The 21,383-nt window shown below is 74.2% G+C and carries 15 protein-coding genes; 8 read left to right on the top strand and 7 right to left on the bottom strand.

Annotated features, from left to right (window positions below):
• Positions 1–153 precede the first annotated feature (153 nt).
• Genes GQQ95_RS06985 through GQQ95_RS19755 form a run of 8 tightly spaced genes read left to right on the top strand, consistent with a single transcriptional unit; the run spans position 154 to position 15,244 of the window.
• Positions 154–1,293: a serine/threonine-protein kinase gene (locus tag GQQ95_RS06985; protein WP_170296999.1), complete on the top strand. Its 1,140-nt coding sequence runs from the start codon at positions 154–156 to the stop codon at positions 1,291–1,293.
• Positions 1,293–7,334: a fibronectin type III domain-containing protein gene (locus GQQ95_RS06980; RefSeq protein ID WP_157426930.1), complete on the top strand. Its 6,042-nt coding sequence runs from the start codon at positions 1,293–1,295 to the stop codon at positions 7,332–7,334. The genes GQQ95_RS06985 and GQQ95_RS06980 overlap by 1 nt, the downstream gene beginning before the upstream one ends.
• A 52-nt stretch (positions 7,335–7,386) precedes the next feature.
• The gene (locus GQQ95_RS06975; RefSeq protein WP_157426929.1) at positions 7,387–8,352 is read left to right on the top strand and encodes an AAA family ATPase; all 966 of its coding nucleotides are present in this window, start codon (positions 7,387–7,389) and stop codon (positions 8,350–8,352) included.
• Complete coding sequence (locus GQQ95_RS06970; RefSeq protein WP_157426928.1) at positions 8,349–9,737, top strand: DUF58 domain-containing protein; 1,389 nt, start codon at positions 8,349–8,351, stop codon at positions 9,735–9,737. The genes GQQ95_RS06975 and GQQ95_RS06970 overlap by 4 nt, the downstream gene beginning before the upstream one ends.
• A complete protein-coding gene (locus GQQ95_RS06965) occupies positions 9,734–12,262 on the top strand; it encodes a transglutaminase-like domain-containing protein (protein WP_157426927.1) in 2,529 nt (842 codons plus the stop codon). The genes GQQ95_RS06970 and GQQ95_RS06965 overlap by 4 nt, the downstream gene beginning before the upstream one ends.
• Positions 12,259–13,713 carry a DUF5684 domain-containing protein gene (locus GQQ95_RS06960; RefSeq protein ID WP_157426926.1) on the top strand — a complete coding sequence of 485 codons (1,455 nt, stop codon included), beginning with the start codon at positions 12,259–12,261 and terminating at the stop codon, positions 13,711–13,713. The genes GQQ95_RS06965 and GQQ95_RS06960 overlap by 4 nt, the downstream gene beginning before the upstream one ends.
• A complete protein-coding gene (locus GQQ95_RS06955; protein WP_157426925.1) occupies positions 13,713–14,546 on the top strand; it encodes a PP2C family protein-serine/threonine phosphatase in 834 nt (277 codons plus the stop codon). Before GQQ95_RS06960 ends, GQQ95_RS06955 begins: the two co-directional genes overlap by 1 nt.
• Positions 14,543–15,244, top strand: coding sequence for a hypothetical protein (locus GQQ95_RS19755; protein WP_157426924.1), 702 nt, complete (start codon positions 14,543–14,545; stop codon positions 15,242–15,244). The genes GQQ95_RS06955 and GQQ95_RS19755 overlap by 4 nt, the downstream gene beginning before the upstream one ends.
• Positions 15,245–15,305: 61 nt before the next feature.
• On the opposite strand, the gene GQQ95_RS06945 is transcribed toward GQQ95_RS19755, so the two are convergent.
• The 7 genes from GQQ95_RS06945 to GQQ95_RS06915 form a co-directional block, all read right to left on the bottom strand.
• Entirely contained in the window at positions 15,306–15,686 is a 381-nt protein-coding gene (locus GQQ95_RS06945) for a DUF1304 domain-containing protein (RefSeq protein ID WP_157426923.1), read from the bottom strand.
• 73 nt (positions 15,687–15,759) lie between these two features.
• Positions 15,760–16,116: a nuclear transport factor 2 family protein gene (locus tag GQQ95_RS06940; RefSeq protein ID WP_157426922.1), complete on the bottom strand. Its 357-nt coding sequence runs from the start codon at positions 16,114–16,116 to the stop codon at positions 15,760–15,762.
• A 4-nt stretch (positions 16,117–16,120) separates the two neighbouring features.
• Positions 16,121–17,278, bottom strand: a complete 1,158-nt coding sequence (locus GQQ95_RS06935; protein WP_157426921.1) for a winged helix DNA-binding domain-containing protein — start codon at positions 17,276–17,278, stop codon at positions 16,121–16,123.
• Between the two features lie 2 nt (positions 17,279–17,280).
• Entirely contained in the window at positions 17,281–18,102 is an 822-nt protein-coding gene (locus GQQ95_RS06930; protein WP_157426920.1) for an ABC transporter permease, read from the bottom strand.
• A 4-nt stretch (positions 18,103–18,106) separates the two neighbouring features.
• Entirely contained in the window at positions 18,107–19,189 is a 1,083-nt protein-coding gene (locus GQQ95_RS06925; protein ID WP_157426919.1) for an ATP-binding cassette domain-containing protein, read from the bottom strand.
• A 152-nt stretch (positions 19,190–19,341) separates the two neighbouring features.
• Positions 19,342–20,115, bottom strand: coding sequence for an isocitrate lyase/PEP mutase family protein (locus GQQ95_RS06920; RefSeq protein ID WP_157426918.1), 774 nt, complete (start codon positions 20,113–20,115; stop codon positions 19,342–19,344).
• 16 nt (positions 20,116–20,131) lie between these two features.
• Positions 20,132–21,376 (bottom strand): cysteine desulfurase-like protein, encoded by a 1,245-nt coding sequence (locus tag GQQ95_RS06915; protein ID WP_157426917.1) that lies wholly within the window; start codon positions 21,374–21,376, stop codon positions 20,132–20,134.
• Positions 21,377–21,383: the final 7 nt, after the last annotated feature.

Genomic DNA, 21,383 nt, shown 5'->3' with positions numbered 1-21,383 from the left:
ACGTCGTCTAAGATAACCGCGGATGCCCGCGGCGCGGCCGTCCTCCGCTCCACCGGGTCGCTCCCGTGGCCCGCGCTCGCACGCATTCCGCATTCCGATACGAACCGCTCCGCCGGTGACTCGACGAAACACCGGCAGAAGGGGGCCACGTTCGTGCCGAAACGCTTGCCGTCAGCGCCGCCGGTGCTCGCCGGGTACAGCTACGTCCGCCCGCTCGGCGCGGGCGGCTTCGCGGACGTGTTCCTCTACGAGCAGGACCTGCCGCGGCGCGTGACCGCCGTGAAGGTGCTCCTCGTCGACGTCGTCGATCCCGACGCCCGCCGGGCCTTCACGGTCGAGGCCGACGCCATGGCGCGGGTCAGCGCGCACCCGTCGATCGTCACGATCCACCAGGCCTCGATCTCCTCCGACGGCCGCCCCTACCTCGTCATGGAGTACTGCCCCGAGTCGCTCGGGGCCAGGGTCAAGCGCGGCCCCATGCCGGCGGGGGAGGTGCTCGACATCGGCGTGCGCATGGCCGGTGCCCTCGAGACGGCGCACCGGTCCGGCATGCTGCATCGCGACATCAAGCCGTCGAACCTGCTCGTGAACTCGCTCGGGGCACCGGTGCTCGCCGACTTCGGCATCGCAGGAGCGATCGGCGACGGCGGCGGGGGTGAGACGTTCGCGATGTCGATTCCGTGGAGCGCCCCCGAGGTGCTCGGCGAACGCACCACCGGCACCGTCGCGACCGAGGTCTGGAGCCTCGGGGCGACGCTCTACACGCTGCTCGCGGGGCACAGCCCGTTCGAGCTCGCCGACCGCAGCCGCAACTCGGTCGACCAGCTCTCCCGCCGCGTGCTCGGCGCCAAATACACGCCGCTCGGCCCCAGGGGCGTGCCCGCCCGCATCGACACCGTCCTCTCGACCGCGATGCAGCGCGACCCCGCCCGCCGGTACGCCTCGATGGCCGAGTTCGGCGAGCAGTTGCGGTGGGCGCAGTACGAACTCGGCGTCGCCCCGACGAGCCTCGAGGTCGCGTCGGCCGAGTGGGCATCGGCGGCCCACATCTCGTTCGGCGACGCGTCGCAGCGCGGACCGGTCGTCACGACCGTGAACCCCGACTCGCGCCGAGCCGGCCGAGCCGCCGCCCAGGCCGAGGCGCGCCCCTCGGCCGCCGTCGTCGATGCGGGCGGCCTCGCGCCGGCGCGATCCGGCAGCGGGTGGCTGAAACCCGCGCTCATCGGGGTCGGTTCCGCCGTCCTGGTCCTCGCGGCCGGCGCGGCCGCGCTCCTCCTCGCAGGCGTCATCTGATGGCCGCGGGCAGGTCGTCGGCGCGTACCGGCCGTCGCAGTGCGATCATCGCGTCCGTCGCCGGGGTGGCCGCCGTCGCCGTGGTGGCGACGCTCGCGGTCACGGCCAACGGCTACGAGGCGCAGGAGGTGCCGCGCGTCGAGACCTCGGTGTGGGTCACCCGCGACTCCGGCCAGTACGCCCGAGTGAACACCGACCTCGCCGAGATCGACGTGGTCCGCGACGTCGACGACCCCACCACGGTCGTGCAGGCCGGCTCCGCGGCATCCGTCTACAACCAGGGGTCGCGCCAGCGCTGGCCGATCGACCCCGCCGATCCCGCCGACCTCGCCTCCGACGACGGGGGCGGCTCGCTGCCGACCCCGGCCGGCACGCGCGACGTGGTGACGGCCGGCGAGTGGATCGCCTACCGGACCGACACCGGCACCGTGCACGCCGGGCGGCTCGACGGCGATGACGCCGTCCCGGTCGACCCGTACGCCGAGCGCTCGTCCGAGGGCGACGACGAGGAGACGTACGCGGCCACGACCGTGGGCGTGTCGCCCGAGGGCCTCATCGCGATGTACTCGGCCCGCGAGGAGGCCGTTCGGCTCTACGACGCCGCGACGGGGGAGTTCGACGGCGACGCCGCCCCGGTGGTCGATGCTCCCGTGGCCGACGCCCGCCTCGAGCTGACGGTCGTCGGCACGCGCTGGGTCCTCCTCGACGCCGCCGAGGGTCGCGTCTGGCTCGAGGGCTCCGACGAGCCGATCCGGATCGACGTCGCGGCCGACGCGCGACTGCAGCAGGGCGACCGGGCCGCGGCATCCGTCGCTATCGCCGACTCCGGGGGCCTCCTCGAGCTCGCGACCGACGGGAGCGCGAAGGCCGAACGCACCGTCGCCGCCGCGGGCACGCCCGCGCAGCCGATCGTGGTCGACGGCCAGGTCGTCGCCGCGTGGCTCTCGCCCGAGGGCGGCACCGCCTGGACGAGCGAGGGCGATCGGTCCGTGGCGCTCGAACTCCCGGCCGGTGCCCGCGACCAGGATGCCGCGCAGTCGCTCGCACCCGTGCTGCGCGGCAACGGCGACCGGGCCGTGCTCAACGAGACGAGCTCGGGCATGCTGTGGACCGTCCCCGACGGCCGCCTGGTGCCGCTCGAGCAGTGGGCGCTCGACGACGAGGTCGAGGACCGCGTCGGCACCGAGGAGGTCGAGGACCTCGCGCGCCAGGAGCCGCCGGTCGCCGTCGCCGACGCCTTCGGGGTGCGCGCCGGCCAGCAGGTCGAGCTGCCGGTGCTGCTGAACGACCACGACCCGAACGCCAAGGACGTGCTCACCGTCGATCCGGCGTCGATGACCGGCGGGCTCTCCGACGCGGCGTTCGGCGACCTTGCCCTCGTCTCGAACGACCAGACGCCGACCGTGCGCGTGCGGGCGACGTCGGGGTCGGCGACCTTCACCTATGCGGCGACGGATGGCGCGGCGAGCTCTGCGGCCACGACCGTGACGCTCACCGTGGTCCCCGACGACGTCAACAGTGCGCCCGCCTGGTGCGGCGTCGCCGACTGCGTGCAGCGCTGGCCCGCGCCCGAGCTCATGCCGGGCGGCACCGCGCTCGTCTCGGTGCTCTCCGGGTGGGTCGACCCCGAGGGCGACGCCTTCGTCCTGGCCGATGCGCAGCCCGTCGACCCGTCGGCGCCGATCTCGGTCGTGCCCATGGCCGACGGCCGGGTCGCCGTGCGCCATACCGACCCCAACGCGGGCGCGGAGAAGGTCCAGGTGCGCCTGACCGTCGCCGATGAGCGGGGGGCGACGGCCGAGGCGACCCTCGACCTGCGCGTGACCTCGAGCGCCGCGCTCGACCTCGCGCCGGTCGCCGTCACCGCGGGCGCCGGAGAGACCGCGACCGTGCAGATCGCCGACCACGTGAGCGGCGGGTCGGGCTCGCTCCGCCTCGTCGACGCCGTTCCCACGGCCACCGCCGCGAGCGGCGGACTGACCGTCGTGCCGAACGCGTCCTCCGGCGAGATCGAGCTCTCGGCCGAGGCGCCGGGCGCGTACCTCGCGACCTTCACGGTCCAGGACCTCGTGACGCGGGCCGAGCAGACCGCCTCGATCCGGGTCACCGTCGCGGCGCCCGGCGCGGCGCTCGCGATCGCCCCCGTCACGGCGTTCGTGCGCGCGGGTGAGGATGCGCTCGTCGACATCCTCGATGCGGCCCAGAACACCACCGGCCGCGTCCTCGTCGTCACCGGGGCGGTCTCGGCGACGCCCGAGCTCGGCGTGGGCGTCGTGTCGCAGTCGCTCGTACGCGCCACGGGCGTGACCGTCGACGGACAGCCGGGGCTCGTCGGACGCGCGAAGGTGACCGTCGCCGACGGCGCCGGCGGCACGGCCGTGGGCGACCTCGCGGTGTTCCAGGTCGCGCCATCCGTCGGCCTCAGCCCCATCGCGATGCCCGACACCGTCACCGTGCGAGTCGGCGAGCTCGTCGACATCCCCGTCACGGCGAACGACGTCAGCCCGCGCGGCGAGCGCCTCGTGGTGCACCCCGACGTGAGCTCCTCCGCGGCGGCCGGCGAGCTCGCGTTCGCCTCGGGCGACCGGGTCCGCTACCTCGCCCCGACCACGCCCGGCACCTACGAGCTCGGATACGCCGTCGGCCTCGAGCAGGCGCCCGAGCGGCTCGACCACAGCACGGTGACCGTGACCGTTCTGCCCGACGGCGCCAACCGCGCGCCCGAGCCCAGGCTCCTCCTCGCCCGCGTGCTCAGCGGGCAGAGCGTGCGCGTGCCCGTGCCGGCGGTCGGCATGGACCCCGACGGCGATCGCACGGTGCTCACCTCGGTGACGCAGCCGGCCACGGGCCTCGGCATCGCCACGATCTCGGCCGAGGGCGACACGATCGTCTACACCGCACCCGAGAACGGCACCGGCGCCGAGCAGCCCGCCTTCGAGTACACCGTGCGGGACGCCTCGGGCGACGAGGGCACCGGCCGGGTGCGCATCGGCGTGCTCACGGCCTCGGTGACGGATGCCGCGCCCGTGACGTTCAGCGACTACGTGCGCGCCCAGCAGTCCGCCGAGGCGCCGGTGACGATCCAGCCCGCGGGCAATGACGTGGACCCGGCGCAGGGCGACCTCGATCTGGTCGCACTCGTGCCGAACGCGCCAGAGGGCAGCAGCGAGTACGCACGCCTCGACGGGCTCGTCGACGGCTCGACCTCGCTCGAGGACGGCCGGGTCGTGCTGCGCCCCGGCGACGTCGCCGGCACCAACTCGTACCGGTACACGGTGAAGTCCGCGCGCACCTCGAGCACGGCCGAGGGCCTCATCGTCGTCAACGTGACCGAGTCCGAGTCGCCCGACGCGCCGGTCGTCTCGGACACCGTGGTCACCGCGAGCACCCGCGCGCAGCTGCCCGAGCGCGGGCTCGACGTCGTCTCGGGTCACGTGGAATGGGCGTCCGGCGAGCTCGGGCAGCTCGAGGTCGAGATCTGGGGCGACGGCTCCGACGCCTACCGGGTCGCGGGCCAGAGCATCGTCGGCCCCACGCCCGAGGCCGGAGCCCTCGTCCCGTTCCGCGTGCACGGCACGGACCGAGCGGGCCGCGAGGCGGAGGCGTTCGGATTCCTCGTGGTCCCGGCATCCGACGACCTGCGGGTGCAGCTCCGCGCGGACGCCGACCCGATCGAGGTCGGCGAGGAGCAGTCGGTCGAGTTCGAGGTCCGGGAGCTGCTCGACCTCCCCTCCGGCGACGCGGTCGAGGTCGACGCCGCCGAGACGTACGCCGTGCAGCGCGCGGCCGCGACCTGCCGACCGGCTGCGGGCGGCGAGGTCGAGTACGCCGCGGGGCGCGAGGCGCCGTGGAGCGACCACTGCCTGATCCCCGTGCGCCTCGACGGCCAGAAGCGATGGTCGTGGGTCGGCGTGCCGATCGCGATCATCCCGAAGGACCCGCAGGCGATCCTCTCGGCCGTGAGCCGCACCGTGCCGCCCGGCGCGAGCGAGACCGTCGCGCTCTACGACGAGATGACGACATGGGAGGGTGGCCGCGAGGGCGATCCCTCCAAGCTCGACTACTCGGTCGCGTACTCCGGGAGCGCCTTCACCGTCGAGCAGGCGGGCGACCGGGTGAGCATCGTCGCTCGCGCCGACGCCAGGCCGGGGACCCGCGAGACCGCGACCGTCAGCATCGGCGCCTTCGACGGACTGACCTCCGCCATCTCGCTGGTGGTCGGCTCCGCTCCCGCGGATGCCCCGCGCGGCGCCGTGCTGACCCAGCAGTGCTCCGTCGGTGACGGCGCCTCCTGCGCCGTCACCGTCATCGGGGTCGGCGGGGAGTACGACCCGTTCGCGGGCAAGACCGGCTCCGGCCTGAAGCTCACCGGACTCGGCGCGGGCGCGACGTCCTGCCAGGTCGCGACCATTCGCGCCGCCGACGATCGCACCATCGTCGTCACGTGGCCGAGCGGCGCCGACGCCTTCGGCGGCGAGTGCGTCGTGCCGTTCACGGTCGCCGATGCGCAGGGCCGGACCGGCACCGGCCGCCTCACCGTCGACCTGCTCGGCCTGCCGCAGGCTCCGGCCGCCGTCTCCACGGCCGACTACACGGCTTCGAGCGTGACCCTCGAGGTCTCCCTCGGCGAGGCGATGCGCGCGCACCCGCCCGTCACCGGCCTCGAGGTGCTCGAGGGCGGCCGCACCGTTCCCGCCGACTGCGGACCCCGCGCGCCCGGCGCCTGGTGGTGCACCGTCTCCGGCCTCACCCCCGGCGAACGGCACGACTTCGCGGTGCGGGCGGTCAACGGCGTCGGCGTCTCGACGAGCACGAACCCCGTGACGACCTGGAGCTACGAGGCACCCGACATCGCGTCCGCCTCGGCCGAGCCCGTCTACCGCGAGGGCACGACCTCACCCGATGCCGGCGTCGTCGCACTCAGCATCACCGCCGACCGGGACGCGCGATCCTTCCGGGTCGTCGAGACCGGGACGGTCATCGAGCGCAGCGGAGCGACGACGAGGACCGAGCTGACGCTGGCGCCCGGACCGAAGATGCTCACGCTCGTGCCGGTGAGCATCTTCGACCCGCCCACCGGGCGCGGAGGCAACGAGGGCGCGACGACGGCGGTTCCCGTCACCGTCGCCGGTGCGCCGCGACTCAGCCCGAACGCCATCGCCGCGGCATCCGCCTCGAACACCTCGATCCTGGTCTCCGGCGTCGGCCTCGACGTCAACTTCAGCGACCGGCCGTCGGACGTGCGCTACCTCGCCTGGCGCAACGGCGACGCCCGCTGCTGGGTCGACGGCGACGGCGGCCTGCAGACCTCCGGTGCCGAGGTCGAGTCCACCTCCTCGACGCTCTCGGGGCTCGGCGAGCGCGAGCGCTACTACGTGAAGGTGTGCGCCTCGAACGGCTACGGCGTCGTGCAGTCCGACACGGCCAGGGCCGACACCATCCACGACGTCGACCTGCCCGGTGGCTCCTTGAGCTACACCGTGGCGACCACGCCGTCCGGAGGCGGCAGCCACTTCGAGTACCGGCTGCAGCAGGCGCCCGTGGTCGAGGCGAGCGGCGGATTCCGGCCCGTGTACTGGATGTACGGCGACTGGCGCGAGGACTTCTCGTTGCAGACGTCGGCCTCGCCCGGCGACGTGCGCGTGAAGACCTGCAAGCAGTCGTGGTTCAGCACCAAGTGCTCCGACGAGGTGGCGGTCACCGCGGCCACGGCGCCGACCGAGGTCACGGTCGACTTCGCCGAGCAGTGCCTCCCGCAACCGGCCGACGCTGCGGCCCCGACGCTCGACGAGGTCTTCGCGACCGTCTCGCAGGCGGCATGGGGCTCGGCTGTCGTGCGCAACTGGGTCGTGCCCGATCCCGTCAACGCGCCGCTCGCGGTCACCTACGACCTCGTCTTCACGGGGGAGTACGTCGACCTCGCGCCCATCGTGCGCAGTGGATCGCTGTGCCCGCCGCCGGAGCCGACGGACCCGCCGGACCCGCCCACGCCCACGCCCACGCCGGACCCCGAGCCCCCCGTGCCGCCGGCCGGACCGTAGCAGTGGCCCACCCCAGACCAACCGACCCCACCCCCTCCGAGAGGACCACCCCGTGACGATCGCACCGGAGCAAGCCGCCTGGTTCGCCGAGACGTTCTCGCTCATCGCCGACAACGTCGAGCAGGCCGTGCTCGGCAAGCGGCACGTCGTCGAGCTCGTGCTCGCGACCGCCGTGAGCGGCGGCCACGTGCTCCTCGAGGACGCACCCGGCACCGGCAAGACCGCGCTGGCGCGCGCCATGGCCGAGACCATCCACGGCACCTCCTCGCGCATCCAGTTCACGCCCGACCTGCTGCCCGGCGACGTCACCGGCATCACCGTGTACGACCAGAAGGCCGGCCACTTCGAGTTCCACGCCGGGCCGGTCTTCGCGAACATCGTGCTCGCCGACGAGATCAACCGCGCGAGCCCGAAGACCCAGTCCTCGCTGCTCGAGGTCATGGAGGAGGGCAACGTCACGATCGACGGCGTCACCCGCCCGGTCGGCAATCCGTTCATGGTGATCGCGACGCAGAACCCGATCGAGCAGGCCGGCACGTACCGCCTGCCCGAGGCGCAGCTCGACCGCTTCTCGGTGAAGACCTCGATCGGCTACCCCGACGAGGCCGCCACGATGCGGATCCTGCAGGCCGTGGGCGCCCCGAAGCCCAAGCTCGAGGCGATCGTCGGCACCGACACGATCGTCGCGATGACCGAGCTCTCCCGCGGCGTCTACGTGAATCCGCTCGTCTCCGACTACGTCATGCGCCTGGTCGACGCCACGCGGCGGGCCTCCGAGGTGCGCCTCGGCGTCAGCGTGCGCGGGGCGATCGCCCTGTCGCGCCTGGCCATGACCTGGGCGGCAGCTGCCGGCCGCACGTACGCCACCCCCGACGACGTGCGCGCGCTCGCCGTCGCGGCGCTCTCGCACCGGCTCGTGCTCGAGCCCGAGGCCGAGTTCGACGGCGTGACCGCGGTCGCCGTGATCAACCAGATCCTGCTCGACGTGGCCGCGCCTCGGGAGAACGGCGTGGCGTGACCCCTCAGAACGCGCTCCTCCGCGAACCCGCGACCACCGACACGGTCACCTCGACCCGTGGCGCGACGGTCACCCGACTCGCGCGCACGCACCGCAGCCCCGCCGCTGCCGGCGCCGCGCGCGTGCGCCGTGGTGCCCGCGCGGTCGCCGCCGCGGTGGCTCGGGCCGGCGCCTGGGTGCAGGAGACGGTCTCCCCGGCCGGACTCCTGCTCGTCGGCCTGGTGGTCGGCGGCGCGATCGCCGGAGCGGCGTTCGGATGGTTCGAGGCGTGGGTGGTCGCGGCGATGGCGCTGGCGCTGCTCCTGGTCTGCATCCCGTTCCTGCTCGGCGCGCACGAGTACCGGGTGCGGCTGGAGCTGGATCGCGACCGCGTCGTCGCCGGCTCCGAGATCCGCGGCACCCTCGACATCGTGAACGACGGCTCGCGGCCCGCGCTGCCGGGTGTCGTCGACATCCCGGTGGGGCCGGGGCTCGTCGAGGCGCACGTCCCACTCCTCCGCGGCGGGGGACACCATCGGGAGGACCTCGTCATCGCCGCGCAGCGGCGCGGGATCATCGACGTGGGCCCGATGACCGTCTCCCGTGGCGACCCCCTGCGCGTGCTCCGCCGCGCGATGAGCTGGCCCGAGGTGCAGCGCGTGCACGTGCACCCCGTCACCGCGCTCCTGCCGTCCTCGAGCGCAGGACTCATCCGCGACCTCGAGGGGGCGCCGTCGAATCGCCTCGTCGACGCCGACCTCTCCTTCCACGCGGTGCGCGACTACGTGCCGGGCGACTCGCAGCGGCACGTGCACTGGAAGTCGACCGCTCGCACGGGCAAGCTCATGGTGCGCCAGTACGAGGAGTCCCGTCACGCGCGGATCGCCGTGCTGCTGGACCTCGACCTCGAGGGCTACGCCGACGACGACGAGTTCGAGGTGGCCGTCAGCGCCGCGGCATCCCTGGGCGTCCGAGGCGTCTCGGAGGGCCGCGACGTGCTCGTCGCCGTGAGCTCCGGCCTCGACGTCGCCGACCGCGGGGCGGTGCAGTCGATGCGCTCGCTCCCGACCATCACGCCGCGCACCCTCCTCGACGCCGTCTCCGGCCTCGAGGGCGGGTCCGCGTCGGGCGCGGATGCGCGCGTCATCCGCCTCGAATCCGTCGCGGCACTCGTCGCCCAGTCGTTCGGCGACCTCTCGATCGCGTTCCTCGTGACCGGGTCGCTCGTCCCCTTGCAGCGCCTGCGGCGGGCGTCCATCGCCCTCCCGCCCGGCATCGCCGTCGTCGCGGTGCGCTGCGAGCCCGGCGCCGAGCCCGGCGTCCGCCGCTCCGACGAGCTCACCGTGCTCACCCTCGGCGAACTGGACGACCTGCCGCAACTGCTCGCTCGCGGAGCCGTGCGATGAGCGGGCCCCGCCGTCGCGCCGACCGCCCGGCACGGGCGTCCGATGCCGGTGCGTTCCGCGCTGCCCTGGGCCTCGGCTACGTCGTCGTCGCGGGCCTGCTCGCGACCGTCGCGGCGTGGCCCATCTACGGCTCGGCGCGGGCGATCCTGGTCGCGGCGGTCGGGATCCTCGCGGGGCTCGGCATCGTCGCGCTCGCCCGGGCGCTTCCATTCCGAGGCCCGCTCCGCTGGCTCGCGATCGTCGGGGCCACGGTCGTCGCGTACCTGCTGCTCGTCGTCCCGGTGGCCATCCCGAGTGCGATGGCGGGCGGGCCGCAGGCATGGGGGCGCGGCATCCGCGACGGCGCCGTCGGCATCGTGGTGGGCTGGAAGCAGGTGCTGACGCTCTCCCTGCCGCTCGGCGAGTACCAGGCGGTGCTCGTGCCGTTCCTCCTCGTGATGCTCGTCGGCACGGTCGTCGCGGGCCTGCTCGTCGTGCCGGATCGCCGGACCTCGCCGCTCGCGGTGCTCGTCGGCTTCGCGATGTCGGGATTCGGCCTGGCGTTCGGGTCGAGCGCGGTGAGCGCCCCCGTCCTCCTCGGGTCGATCTCGGTGCCCGCGCCACGCGAGCTCCTCGTCGCCGTCGGCGGGCTGGTCGCCGCCCTCGCCTGGCTGCTGCTGCGGGCGCGAACGACCAGGTCGATGGCGCTCAGGCGCGCGACCGCGGGCACCGTCCAGCGCGCCGGACTCTCCGGCTGGCCGGCGTTCCGACGCCGCTCACTGGCCGGGCTGCTGGTGGCCGTCGCCCTCGTCGCGGGCGCCGTGGTCGCGCCCGCCGCGGCCGGCATCGTCGACCGGTCGGCGCTCCGCGACGCCGTGCAGCCCGAAGTCGTGCTGCGGCAGACGCCGACGCCGCTCGCGAGCTATCGATCCGCATTCACCGCGGAGCGCATCGACGAGCCGTGGCTGAGCATCGAGGGCGACACCGCCGGCATCGAGCGGCTCCGGCTCGCGACGCTCGACGCGTACGACGGCGAGACGTTCCACGTCGGCATCGACGAGGACGAGGAGGCCGTCCGCTTCAACCGCCTCCCGCGCGCGGCGGTCCGTGCGCCCGGTGACGCGGCATTCGAGCTGCGCGTGGGCGACGGGTACTCCGGCATCTGGGTGCCCGCGCCACTGGGCCTGCGCGCGGCGCCCGACTTCACGGGTGCTCGCGCGGCAGCGCTCGACGACGGGTTCCACCGCTCGGCCGACGACGCGACCTCGATCGACACGGCGGAGATCACGGATGCCTCGGGCGCGGGCGGAGGCGCCCCTCGAGGCCTGGCCTCGGGCGACGAGTACGCCGTCATCGCCGCACCCGACGGCACGCGGGAACTCGGGGAGCCGGGCGGCACCGCGTTGCTCGATCCCGAGGAGTACCCGGCCCTGACGGGTTGGCTGGACCTGCAGGGGCAGTCCGCGACCGCCGCCGGGTTCCTCGAGCTCGTCGATCGCCTGCGCACGCGCGGGTACCTCAGCCACGCGACCGCCGACGGCCCCGACGCCGCCGGCTGGATCGCGGGACTCGGGAGCGGCTACGCCTTCCTGCCGAGCTACTCAGGCCACTCGAAGGCCCGCATCGAGGCCCTGTTCACCCAGCTTGCCGACCAGCAGCGACTCGCCGGGCCCGAGGCATCCGACGCCGCCCTCGTGGCGGGCATCGGCGACGACGAGCAGTTCGCGGTCGCGGTGGCACTGATCGCCCGGGCGCTCGGGTACGAGTCCAGGGTCGTGCTCGGGTTCCGGCTGCCCGGCGCCCCGGAGGTGCCCGGCGTCGACGCCTGCACCGACGTCTGCACGGGCGCCGCGCTGACCGCGTGGACCGAGGTGTCCGGCGGGGCCGACGCGTGGGTGCCCGTCGACGCGACCCCGCAGCACGAGGTCGCGCCGAGCCTCATCCAGGAGGGCGAGCAGCTCCCCGAGCACCCGACCACGCCCGAGCGTCCCGACGCGCCGGTGGTCGAACCGCCGTCCGCGCAGAGCGAGTCCAACGACGCGGCCGCGGCTCCCGACGACAGCGCCGCCGCCGTGCCGCCCGCGGTGGCCGCATGGCTGCGGTGGACCGGGCTCGGTGCGGCCGCCGTGCTGCTGGCGCTCCTGCCCCTCGCCGTCCTGCTGCTGGCGAAGTCCCTGCGGTCGCGTCGCCGGCGGCGCGACCCCTCGCCCGAGGTCCGCGTCGTCGGCGCCTGGGAGGAGCTCGTCGACCTCTACGCCGACCACGGGTTGCTCGAGGCCGAGCACGTCGTGCGCGCCGACACCGCGCGCGCCGTCGGCCGCCCGGCCGCCGCGACGCTCGCGGCGCTCGTCGATCGCGCGGTCTTCGCCGGCGACCCGCCCACCTCGAGCGAGGCGGATGCCGCGTGGTCGCTCGTCGATCGCGAGCGTGACGAACTCCGGGGCGGGGCGCGAGCGCGCCGCCGGCTGTCGGCGCGTCTCTCGTTCGCCTCCCTCGCCAGATCCCTCCGCCCCGCACGAGCATCACTCCAGGAGCCAGCACGATGACGCCCGAAGAAGCCCAGCAGATCGCCGCCGCCTCACTGCTCGTGAGCGGGGTGACCTTCGTCATCGCGATCGGCCTCTACGTCTGGTACGCGTTCATGCTCGCGAAGGTCTTCGCGCAGTACGGCCGGCCCGCCTGGTCGGCGTGGGTGCCGGTCTACAACGAGATGCAGGTGTTCCGCATCGGCGGACAGCAGCCCTGGCTCGCCCTGCTGCTCTACGTCCCCCTGGCACAGGTCGTGGGGCTGGTCTTCAAGGTGTTCGCGCTGCACCGCATCAGCCGGCAGAGCTGGCGCGGCGTCGGCACGACGGTGCTCGGGGTGCTGCTCCCGCCCGTCTGGGCGACGGTGCTGGCCGTCGGGCCGTCGCCCGATCCCGAGCGCGGGCGGATGTCGCGGACCGGCGCCACGGGTTCCATCCCGCCCGTGCAGCCCAGCGGCCCCCTCGCGGCACCGTATCCAGAGGCGACGACGGGCGGACCGCTCGCGGCGCCCCGACCCGCGGTGGATGCGACACCGGTCGCGGCATCCGCTCACGTCGCACCCGCGCCGATCGGCGCGGTCCCCATCACGCCGGCACCCGCGGCGCCCGTCCGGCCGGCTGCCCAGCCGACGACCGGCCCGCTCGCGGCACCGGCCGCCGGGCAGGCGACGCCGGCTCCCGACCCGGCGTCGTCCCCCTTCGCGCCGCCGTCGGCGTTCGGCATCGACGAGCCGCCGCGCGTCCCTGGTCGCATCGAGCCGCTGCCGCCGATGCCGGGAGCGCCGCAGGCCCAGCCGCAGGATCGACCGGCAGAGGCACAGGCGCCCGGCCAGGCCGCGGTCCCGAGTCCCGCCCCGGCGCAGGCCCCGACGTTCGCGACCCTCACCAATCCGTTCATGGCGACCCCGCCCGTCGCGCCGCCCACCGGGCCGGTCGCCACCGGGCCCGCCGCAGGCCCCGTCATTCCGGCTTCGCTGCCGGCCTTCGCGCCGCCGAGCGCCGCCGCGACCGGTGCGCAGGCGGTCGCGTCGCCCCTCGATGCGTTCGAGGTCGATGACGCGGCGACCATCGTCACGGGCGACGAGGATCCCTTCGACCGCACGGTCGTCGTGGATCGGCGACCCGCGTTCCAGTGGCGACTGGTCCTCGCCGACGGCACGGCGCTGCCGCTCGAGGCGCCGACCGTCATGCTCGGGCGCAACCCGCGCACCGGCGACGCCGCGGCTCGCGCCCTCGTCGTCCCGGACCCGAGCCGGACGCTGTCCAAGACCCACGCCATGATCCAGTTCGACGGGGCGCAGTGGTGGATCACCGACCTCGATTCCACGAACGGCGTCCTCATCGCCGACGGCGCGGGCACCGACCAGTTCATCGAGGTGGGCGTCGCCACGCCGTTCACCGGCCGGTTCGTGCTCGGCACCCTCGAGGCCCGCGTCGAACCCGACCCGACCGGACCGGGGGCGCTGTACTGATGGCCCACCCCAGCATCCGCCTGACCTCCGCCGTCGCGACCGACGTCGGCCTCGTGCGACGGGCGAACGAGGACTCCGCGCTCGCCGAATGGCCGGTCTTCGTCGTGGCCGACGGCATGGGCGGCTACGAGGCCGGCGATCGAGCCAGCGCCGCGGTGATCGACGCGTTCCGCGAGCACGTGGCGGGCGGCGACGTGGCCAGCGTCGGGCAGGTGCGGGCGGCGCTCGCCGCCGCGGGCAGCGCCGTCGACGCCGTCGCGGCGAGCACGGATCGCGGTGCGGGCAGCACGGTGGCCGGCATCGCACTCGTCGAGGACGAGGAGGGCCCCGCCTGGCTGGTCTTCAACGTCGGCGACTCCCGGGTCTATCGCCATCACGGCATCGAGCTCGAGCAGCTGACGGTCGATCACTCGCTCGGGCAGGAGCTCGTCGAGAGCGGCGAGCTGCGCCAGGAGGAGCTCGCGACCTACGCCCGCCGCAACGTCATCACCCGGGCGATCGGTGCTCCGGACAGCACCGCGGACAGCTGGCTGCTCCCGGTCGTCAACGGCGAGCGGTTGCTCATCTGCAGCGACGGGCTCACCTCGGAGGTCAGCGACGAGGGCATCAGGGCGACGCTCACGATGAGCGGCCGACCCGAGTCCGCGGCCGCGGCGCTCGTGCAGCGCGCCCTGCAGGCCGGCGGGCGCGACAACGTCACGGTCGTGGTCGTGGACGTCCTCGCCGGCGGCATCGACGAGCAGTCGGACGCCACGACCGGCGTCCCCTCGCTCGCCCACGAGGAGGTCGACGAGGACTCGACGACCATCCCCGTGCCCGGGAGGGGCCGATGACCGAACGCGAACGCGAGCGCGTTGCGCTCGACCCCCTCGCGCGAGCCGGCGACCTCGACGGCCCCGACGCCTTCGATGACCTCGATGACCTCGATGAGGCGACGGTCGTCGTCGACCGGGGTGCCGATGCCGACGCCGACGCCACCGTCGTGGTCGACCGCACCGGACGAACCGCCGGCGCGTCCGACGGCCGGCCCGACGGGCAGCCGACCGACGACGCCGTCGACGAGGCCACGGTCGTGGTCGCGCGGTCCGACGCGCCCGCGGAGACGGACGATGCGGAGGCCACGCGCGTCGTGGTCAGGGCCGAGCGCGCCGAGCGAGCCGAGCCCGCGGAGCCCGCGCTCACCCACGCCGCCGAGCAGATCATGAAGGCGCCGACGCGCCGCGACCGGCGCCGGCCGGCTCCCGCGCCGGTCTCCGACGACGTCCTCCGCACCGCCGAGCCGGGCATCGGGCCCGGACTCGCCGGCCACTATGCGGCGCGCGAGGTCGAGGTTCCGACCCCGTCGCCGCAGCCGGTCGTCCCGGCCGGCCCGCCGCCGACGCGCGATGCCACGACGGCCCTGCCGTCGGTCGCGCGCCGCTCTCGCCGGTCGGCCGTCGTCGTGATCGCCGCCTTCGCTGCGGCGTGCGCGGTCGCGGTCGCCGGTCTCGCCGCCGTTGCCGTGGCGGCGATCGGCGCACTCGCCGGCTGAAACGCTCCTCAGCCCTGCGGACGCTCGTTCGCCCCCGCGATGCCCAAGGAGGAGCCGGGCGTCAGGCGAAGAGGAAGAGCACGAACCCGATGAGCGGCAGCGTGCCCTGCGTCAGGGCCGCGCGCAGGTACCCCGGGCCGGTCGTGGTGAGCACGGCGGCGGCGAGGAACATGCAGGCCGTGCTGAAGAGCACGAGCGCTCGACCGGCCTCCTCGGCTCCCGTCCACACGAGCACGAGGCCGACGGCCGCGCCGATGCCCAGGAACAGGTTGTAGAACCCCTGGTTGTAGGCCATGGGCCTCGTGGTGTCGGCCGCGGCCTGGTCGGCGACGCCGAACCGCTTCCAGGTGGCCGGCCGGGTCCACCAGACGCTCTCCATGAGGAAGATGTAGCCGTGCAGCAGCGCGGCGAGGGCGACGAAGACGCTGGCGATGACGAGCATGCCGTGATCGTATCGGCGGTGCGGCCCGGCGGTGGCGCGGGCGCGCGGGCGGAACGGGCCGCCGGCGATGGCGTCAGGCCCGGCGCTCGGTGCACCATTCCGTGAATCGGGTGGCACGGCCGTCGTCGTCGAGCCGGATCACCCAGAGATTGTCGTAGTCGGGGTTCTCCGCGTACCTCGTGATGCCCTGCACGACGACCAGCCCGGGGGACTCGGTCAGCACGCGCCCGTCGAAGGTCCAGGTGCCGGGCTCGTCGCCCTCCTGCACCCAGTCCTCCGCGATCGCGTCGCGCCCGACCACGGAGTCCGAGCCGTCGGGTCGGTAGTCGTACACCGCATCCTCGCTGAAGACCGCGGCGATGTCGGCGGGATCGTTCGTCGCCCACGCCCGCACGTACCGCTCGAGCCATGCCTCGCCCGCGCTCGTCATGCCCTCATTGCACCGCGGACCCCTCGCGGCTGTCAACCGTGACCTCGACCGCGACGCCGGTTCCGAAGAACCGCTCGAACTCGGCGACGGATGCCGCGAGCCCGCGTTCCTCGGCGGGAGCGAGGGGGCGCCACGGGACGATGCGCACGGTCGGCCTGCCGGACGCGACCGGCGGCGCCCACCGGCCGACCATGATGCCGTCGACCATGAACGCGTGCAGTGGGAACTCGGCATGCAGGCCCTCGTCACCGACGCGGTGCAGGTACGCCCGAGGCGGGGCGTACCCCATGATGTACTCGTCGTACGCCTGCAGGAGGTCCACGCGCGGCTCCGCGGCATCCGTCGCATCCTCGCCGCCGCGCGCTTCCGGATCGAGCGCCCTCGCGTCGACGAGGTGGTCGACGCCGTCGACGTCGACCGTCGTGATCGGCCGCCCCGCGGCATCCGCCCGCTCGATCGCGTCGGCGAAGGCGCGCCTCGTGTCGGCGAGCGTGAACCCCGACCAGGAGGCGAAGTCCCGCTCGGTGACGGGTCCGCGCGCCGCGACGTAGCGCGCGGCCAGTTCCGCGAGCGCGTCGGCCCGGTCGCGAGGCGCCGACGCCGGGACCCGCTCGTCGAATGCCGCGTAGGTGCGCTGCTTGCCGGCGTTCGCGCCGCTGATGATGAGGCATTCGAGTTCCGCGCGCATGAGGACGTAGACCATCGGCACGCCGCTCGACGGCAGGCCGGCGTCGGCGAGCATGGTCGCCAACTCGGCCCGCGTGCGATGGCGTCCCGCGACGGCCTCGGCCACCAGGTCGACGGCGCGGGCGGCGACCTCCCCCTCGACGCCCGTCGAGCGATACATCGACCCGTTCGCGCGGTGCACGCGTTCGGCGGAGAGCCGGATCACCCACCTGGCGTCGTCGGGGTGCAGGAAGTGCCACGTCGGACGCAGCACGTGGGTCCGCAGGATGCGGCCCGCGTCGAGGTCGGCGAGCGTGCTCGCGGCATCCGGACGGCTCTCGAGGGGGACCCGCTGCGCGAGCCCCCACTGCGCGGGCAGGAACTCCTGCGCCTGCACCGCGACGAACCGGCGCACCGACTCGGCGGCGGATGCGTCCGGCGGATGCCGCAGCCCCTGCGTGCGAAGCCGCAGGTCGCGCAGCGCCGCGAGGTCCATCGCTACGAGACGTCCCGCCGCCAGGTGGTCGCGCCGCCGATGAGGGTCGTGACCACGGCGATGCCGAGGAGTACGAGCCCGCCCTGCCACCACTCCAGCATGGTCGCGGCCCCGCCGACGGCGGCGACGCTGTAGAAGGACGCCCCGACGAGCGCATCGCTCGCGGCCCCGGGGAGGAACTGCCCGATGTTCGCCGTGACCTCGTTGAAGGAGGCGCCCAGCCGCAGGATCGGTTCGACGAACTGGGTGAACGCGATCACGATGACGATCGCGGCGACCTGGTTCGGCACGAGCGAGCCGAGGCCGACGCCGATGGTGCCCCAGAGGGCCATCGCCAGCACGCCGCGGCCGATGAGCGCCCACGTGTCGGACGAGTCCAGCGCGGTGTCGATGCCGAAGCCCGCCAGAGCCCCCGCACCGGCACCCACGGCGGCCGCGAACGCGACGACGCCGAGGGCCGCGCCGAAGAGCAGCTGGGAGACGAACTTCGCGCCGAGCACCACGGCGCGGTGCGGCTCCGCGAGGAAGGTCGGGGTCAGCGTCTTGTGCCGGAACTCGGTCGTGACCGCGAGCGCTCCGGCGAGCACCGGGAACACGTAGCCGATCGAGGAGGCGAAGCTGTAGATGAGCGGCGCCAGTCCGTCGGTCGGCAGCGGGGTCGTGGAGGCGCCGGCGGCGGCGCTCGGATTCTCCGACGCCCACCCGAGGAACGCGCCGAAGCCGCCCGCGAGGAACGCGACGTACAGCACGAGCAGCAGCGTGAGGAGCCACCACATGCGGGTGGTGAAGATCTTCTGGAACTCGGAGCCGAGTGCGCGGATCATGCCGTCACCCCTTCGCCTCGTCGGCCGGCGCATCGGGCGCGTCGGGTGGCGGGGGTGCGTCGGGGATGTCAGTGGAATCGACCGGGGCGGATGACTCCGGCTCGGCCGCGGACGCCGGCTCGGCCGGGGAGCCCGCCCCGGCAGTGGCGCCGGGCTCGGCCGCGGCATCCGCCGTCTCGTGCAGCTCGATCGGTTCGCCCTCGCCGTTCACGAGCGCGAGGAACGACTCCTCGAGGCCCGACTTCAGCCGGTGCAGGGCCTTCAGCTCGACGCCGCCGACGAAGGCGGCGTGCCCCACGAGGCCCGGATCGGGCTCGGCGACGATGAAGCCGTTGCGTCCCTCGGTGTACTCCAGTCCGGCCTGCGAGAGGGCGACGGCGAGCTTCGCACGGTCGGGGGAGTCGGCGATGGTGCGGGGAGCCGACTCGAGCTCGAGGCTCGACAGCGTGCCGGTCTTCGCGAGCCGTCCGCGCGTGATGATCACGACGTCGTCGACGCTCTGCTGCACCTCGCTCAGGAGATGGGAGCTCACGAGCACCGTGCGGCCGTCCTGCGCCAGGCGCTGCAGGAACAGGCGGATCCACTTGATGCCCTCGGGGTCGAGGCCGTTGATGGGCTCGTCGAGCACGAAGACGGCGGGATCCCCGAGGAGCGTGAAGGCGAGCGCGAGTCGCTGCCGCATGCCGAGCGAGTACCCGCCCACCCGCCGGTCGGCGAACTCGGAGAGGCCCACCTGCTCGAGCACGACCGGCACGCGCGAGGACGGGATGCCGGCGGCGGTCGCCGTGACCTTCAGGTGGTTGCGTGCCGTGCGACCGGGATGGAAGCTCGCGTCGAGCGCCGCCCCGACGGTCTCGAGGGGCCGCTTCAGCGCGTGGTACGGGGTGCCGCCGAACGTGGCCGTGCCGCTGGAGGCCTTGACCAGCCCGAGCAGCACCCGCAGGGTCGTCGTCTTGCCGGCGCCGTTCGGTCCGAGGAACCCGGTGACGCGCCCCGGTTGCACGGTGAAGCTGAGGTCCTCGACGGCGGTCACGCTGCCGAAGTGCTTGCTGAGCCCCGTGATCTCGATGGGGATGCCGCTGTTCATGCGCTCTCCTCGTAGCCGGGGGTGTACGGGCCGCGCATGACCGCACCCCCGTACGGCCCGGCGACGAGTCGCCTCACGCTCACCCTAGCGAGGGAGGGGTGCACGCGGCATCCGTCGCGCGGGGGATTCGCGAGATCGCCGGGCCGGTCGGGTCAGTTCAGCGGGCGGATGCCCTCGGGCAGCACGCCGCCGTCGTAGAGGCTCGTCGCGAGGTCCTGGAGGGCGCCGAGCGCCACGCGCTGCGTCGTCGGACCGTACGAGAGGCGGGCGACGCCGAGCTCCTGCAGGCGCGCGGGCGCCGGCACGCCGGGCAGCCCGATGAGGGTGACCTTGCGGTCGCCGATGCCGTCCACGAGCCGGGCCACGACGTCCTCGCCGAACATGCCCGGCACGAACACGCTCGTCGCACCGGCATCGAGGAACGCGCGACCGCGTTCGATCGCGTCGGCGATGTTGGTGTCGAGGGAGCGGTCGCGCCCGCGAACGAACGCGTCGGTGCGCGCGTTGAGGGCGAAGGGCACGCCCTCGGCGTCGGCGGCCGCGACGGCGGCGCTCACGGCGGCGACCGCCTCGTCGAGGGGCTTCAGCTGGTCCTCGATGTTGGCGCCGGCGACGCCCTGGCCGATCGCGCGTCGCACCGTCTCGCCCGCATCGCCGAAGCCGGCGTCGAGGTCCGCGCTCACGGGCACGTCGACCGCGCGGACGATGCGGCCCACCATGTCGAGCATGAGGTGGAGGGGGATCTGCTCGCCGTCGGGGTAGCCGAAGGTCGCGGCGATGGAGTGGCCCGCGGTCGCGAGGGCGCGGGTGCCGGGCAGGGCGGCGACGGCGGTCGCGGAGACGACGTCCCACACGTTCACCACCTGGAGCAGTTCGGGTGCGGCGTGCAGGCGGCGGAGTTCGGTGGCGCGTTCGGCAGTGGTCATGGTTCCAGCGTATGGGTCAGGCGAGCGCGCCGGCGAGGCCCGCGAGCAGCCGGTCGACGTCGTCGTCGTCGGTGTACGGCGCGAGCCCGACCCGCAGGCCGCCGACGTCGCCGAGCCCGAGCCGGCGCGAGGCCTCGAGGGCGTAGAAGTGGCTGCTCGGGACGAGCACCTTCGCCTCGGCGAGCTTCGCGGACACGGCGGATGCCTCGTGGCCGGCGAACGTCAGCAGCAGGGTCGGGGTGCGCCGGCTCGCCCGCGAGTGCACGGTGACGCCCGGCAGCTCGGCGATGCCGGCCTCGAGGCGCGTGAGCAGGCGGCGCTCGTGCGCGTGCAGCGCCCGGTACGACCTCGTGAGGCGGGCCCGGCGCGAGCCCGCGGCATCCGACTGCTCGGCGTCGATCGAGGCGATGCCGGTGCTGGAGGGCGCGACGAACCCCGCGATGAACTCGATCGCGGCCGTGACGCCGGCCAACTGCTCGTACGGGAGCGTGCCGAACTCGAAGCGCTCGGGCACGACGTTCGTCGAGGGGAGCAGCTTGTCGGGGGCGATCGACTCGAGCAGGTCGGGCCTGGCGGCGAGCACCCCGCAGTGCGGGCCGAGGAACTTGTAGGGCGAGCAGGAGAAGAAGTCGGCGCCGAGCGAGGCGAGGTCGGGCAGTTCGTGCGCGGCCGAGTGCACGCCGTCGGCGTAGACGAGCGCGCCCGCGTCGTGGGCGGCGGCGGCGATGCCGGCGACATCCGGGATCGTGCCGATGAGGTTCGACGCCGCGGTGACGGCGACGAGGCGGGTCCGGTCGGTCAGCAGTCCCGTCACGGCCTCGACGGGCAGCTCCCCGGTCTCGGGGTCGAAGTCGGCCCAGCGCACGAGGGCCCCGACGCGTTCGGCCGCCTGGACCCACGGCCGGATGTTGGCGTCGTGGTCGAGGCGCGTGACGACGACCTCGTCGCCCGGCCCCCAGTCCTTCGCGAGGTGCCGCGAGAAGTCGTAGGCGAGCTGCGTCGCGCTGCGCCCGTGCACGATGCCGGCCGGCTGGACGTTGAGCAGGTCGCCCATCGCCGCGCGGAACTCGTGCACCGCCCGGTCGGCTCGGATCTCCGACTCGCTCGTCGAGCCGCGGTTCGAGAGGGGCCCCGAGAGCATCGACGCCATGGCCTCGCCGACGACCGTCGGCGTCTGCGTGCCGCCCGGACCGTCGAAGTGCGCCCACCCGCTCGCGAGCGACGGGAAACCGGATCGGATGCGCGGGACGTCGTAGGCCATGCCGCGA

The sequence above is a fragment of the Agromyces salentinus genome, assembly GCF_009749395.1.
Lineage (GTDB): Bacteria > Actinomycetota > Actinomycetes > Actinomycetales > Microbacteriaceae > Agromyces > Agromyces salentinus.
This window is presented reverse-complemented; position numbering and strand designations above follow the sequence as displayed.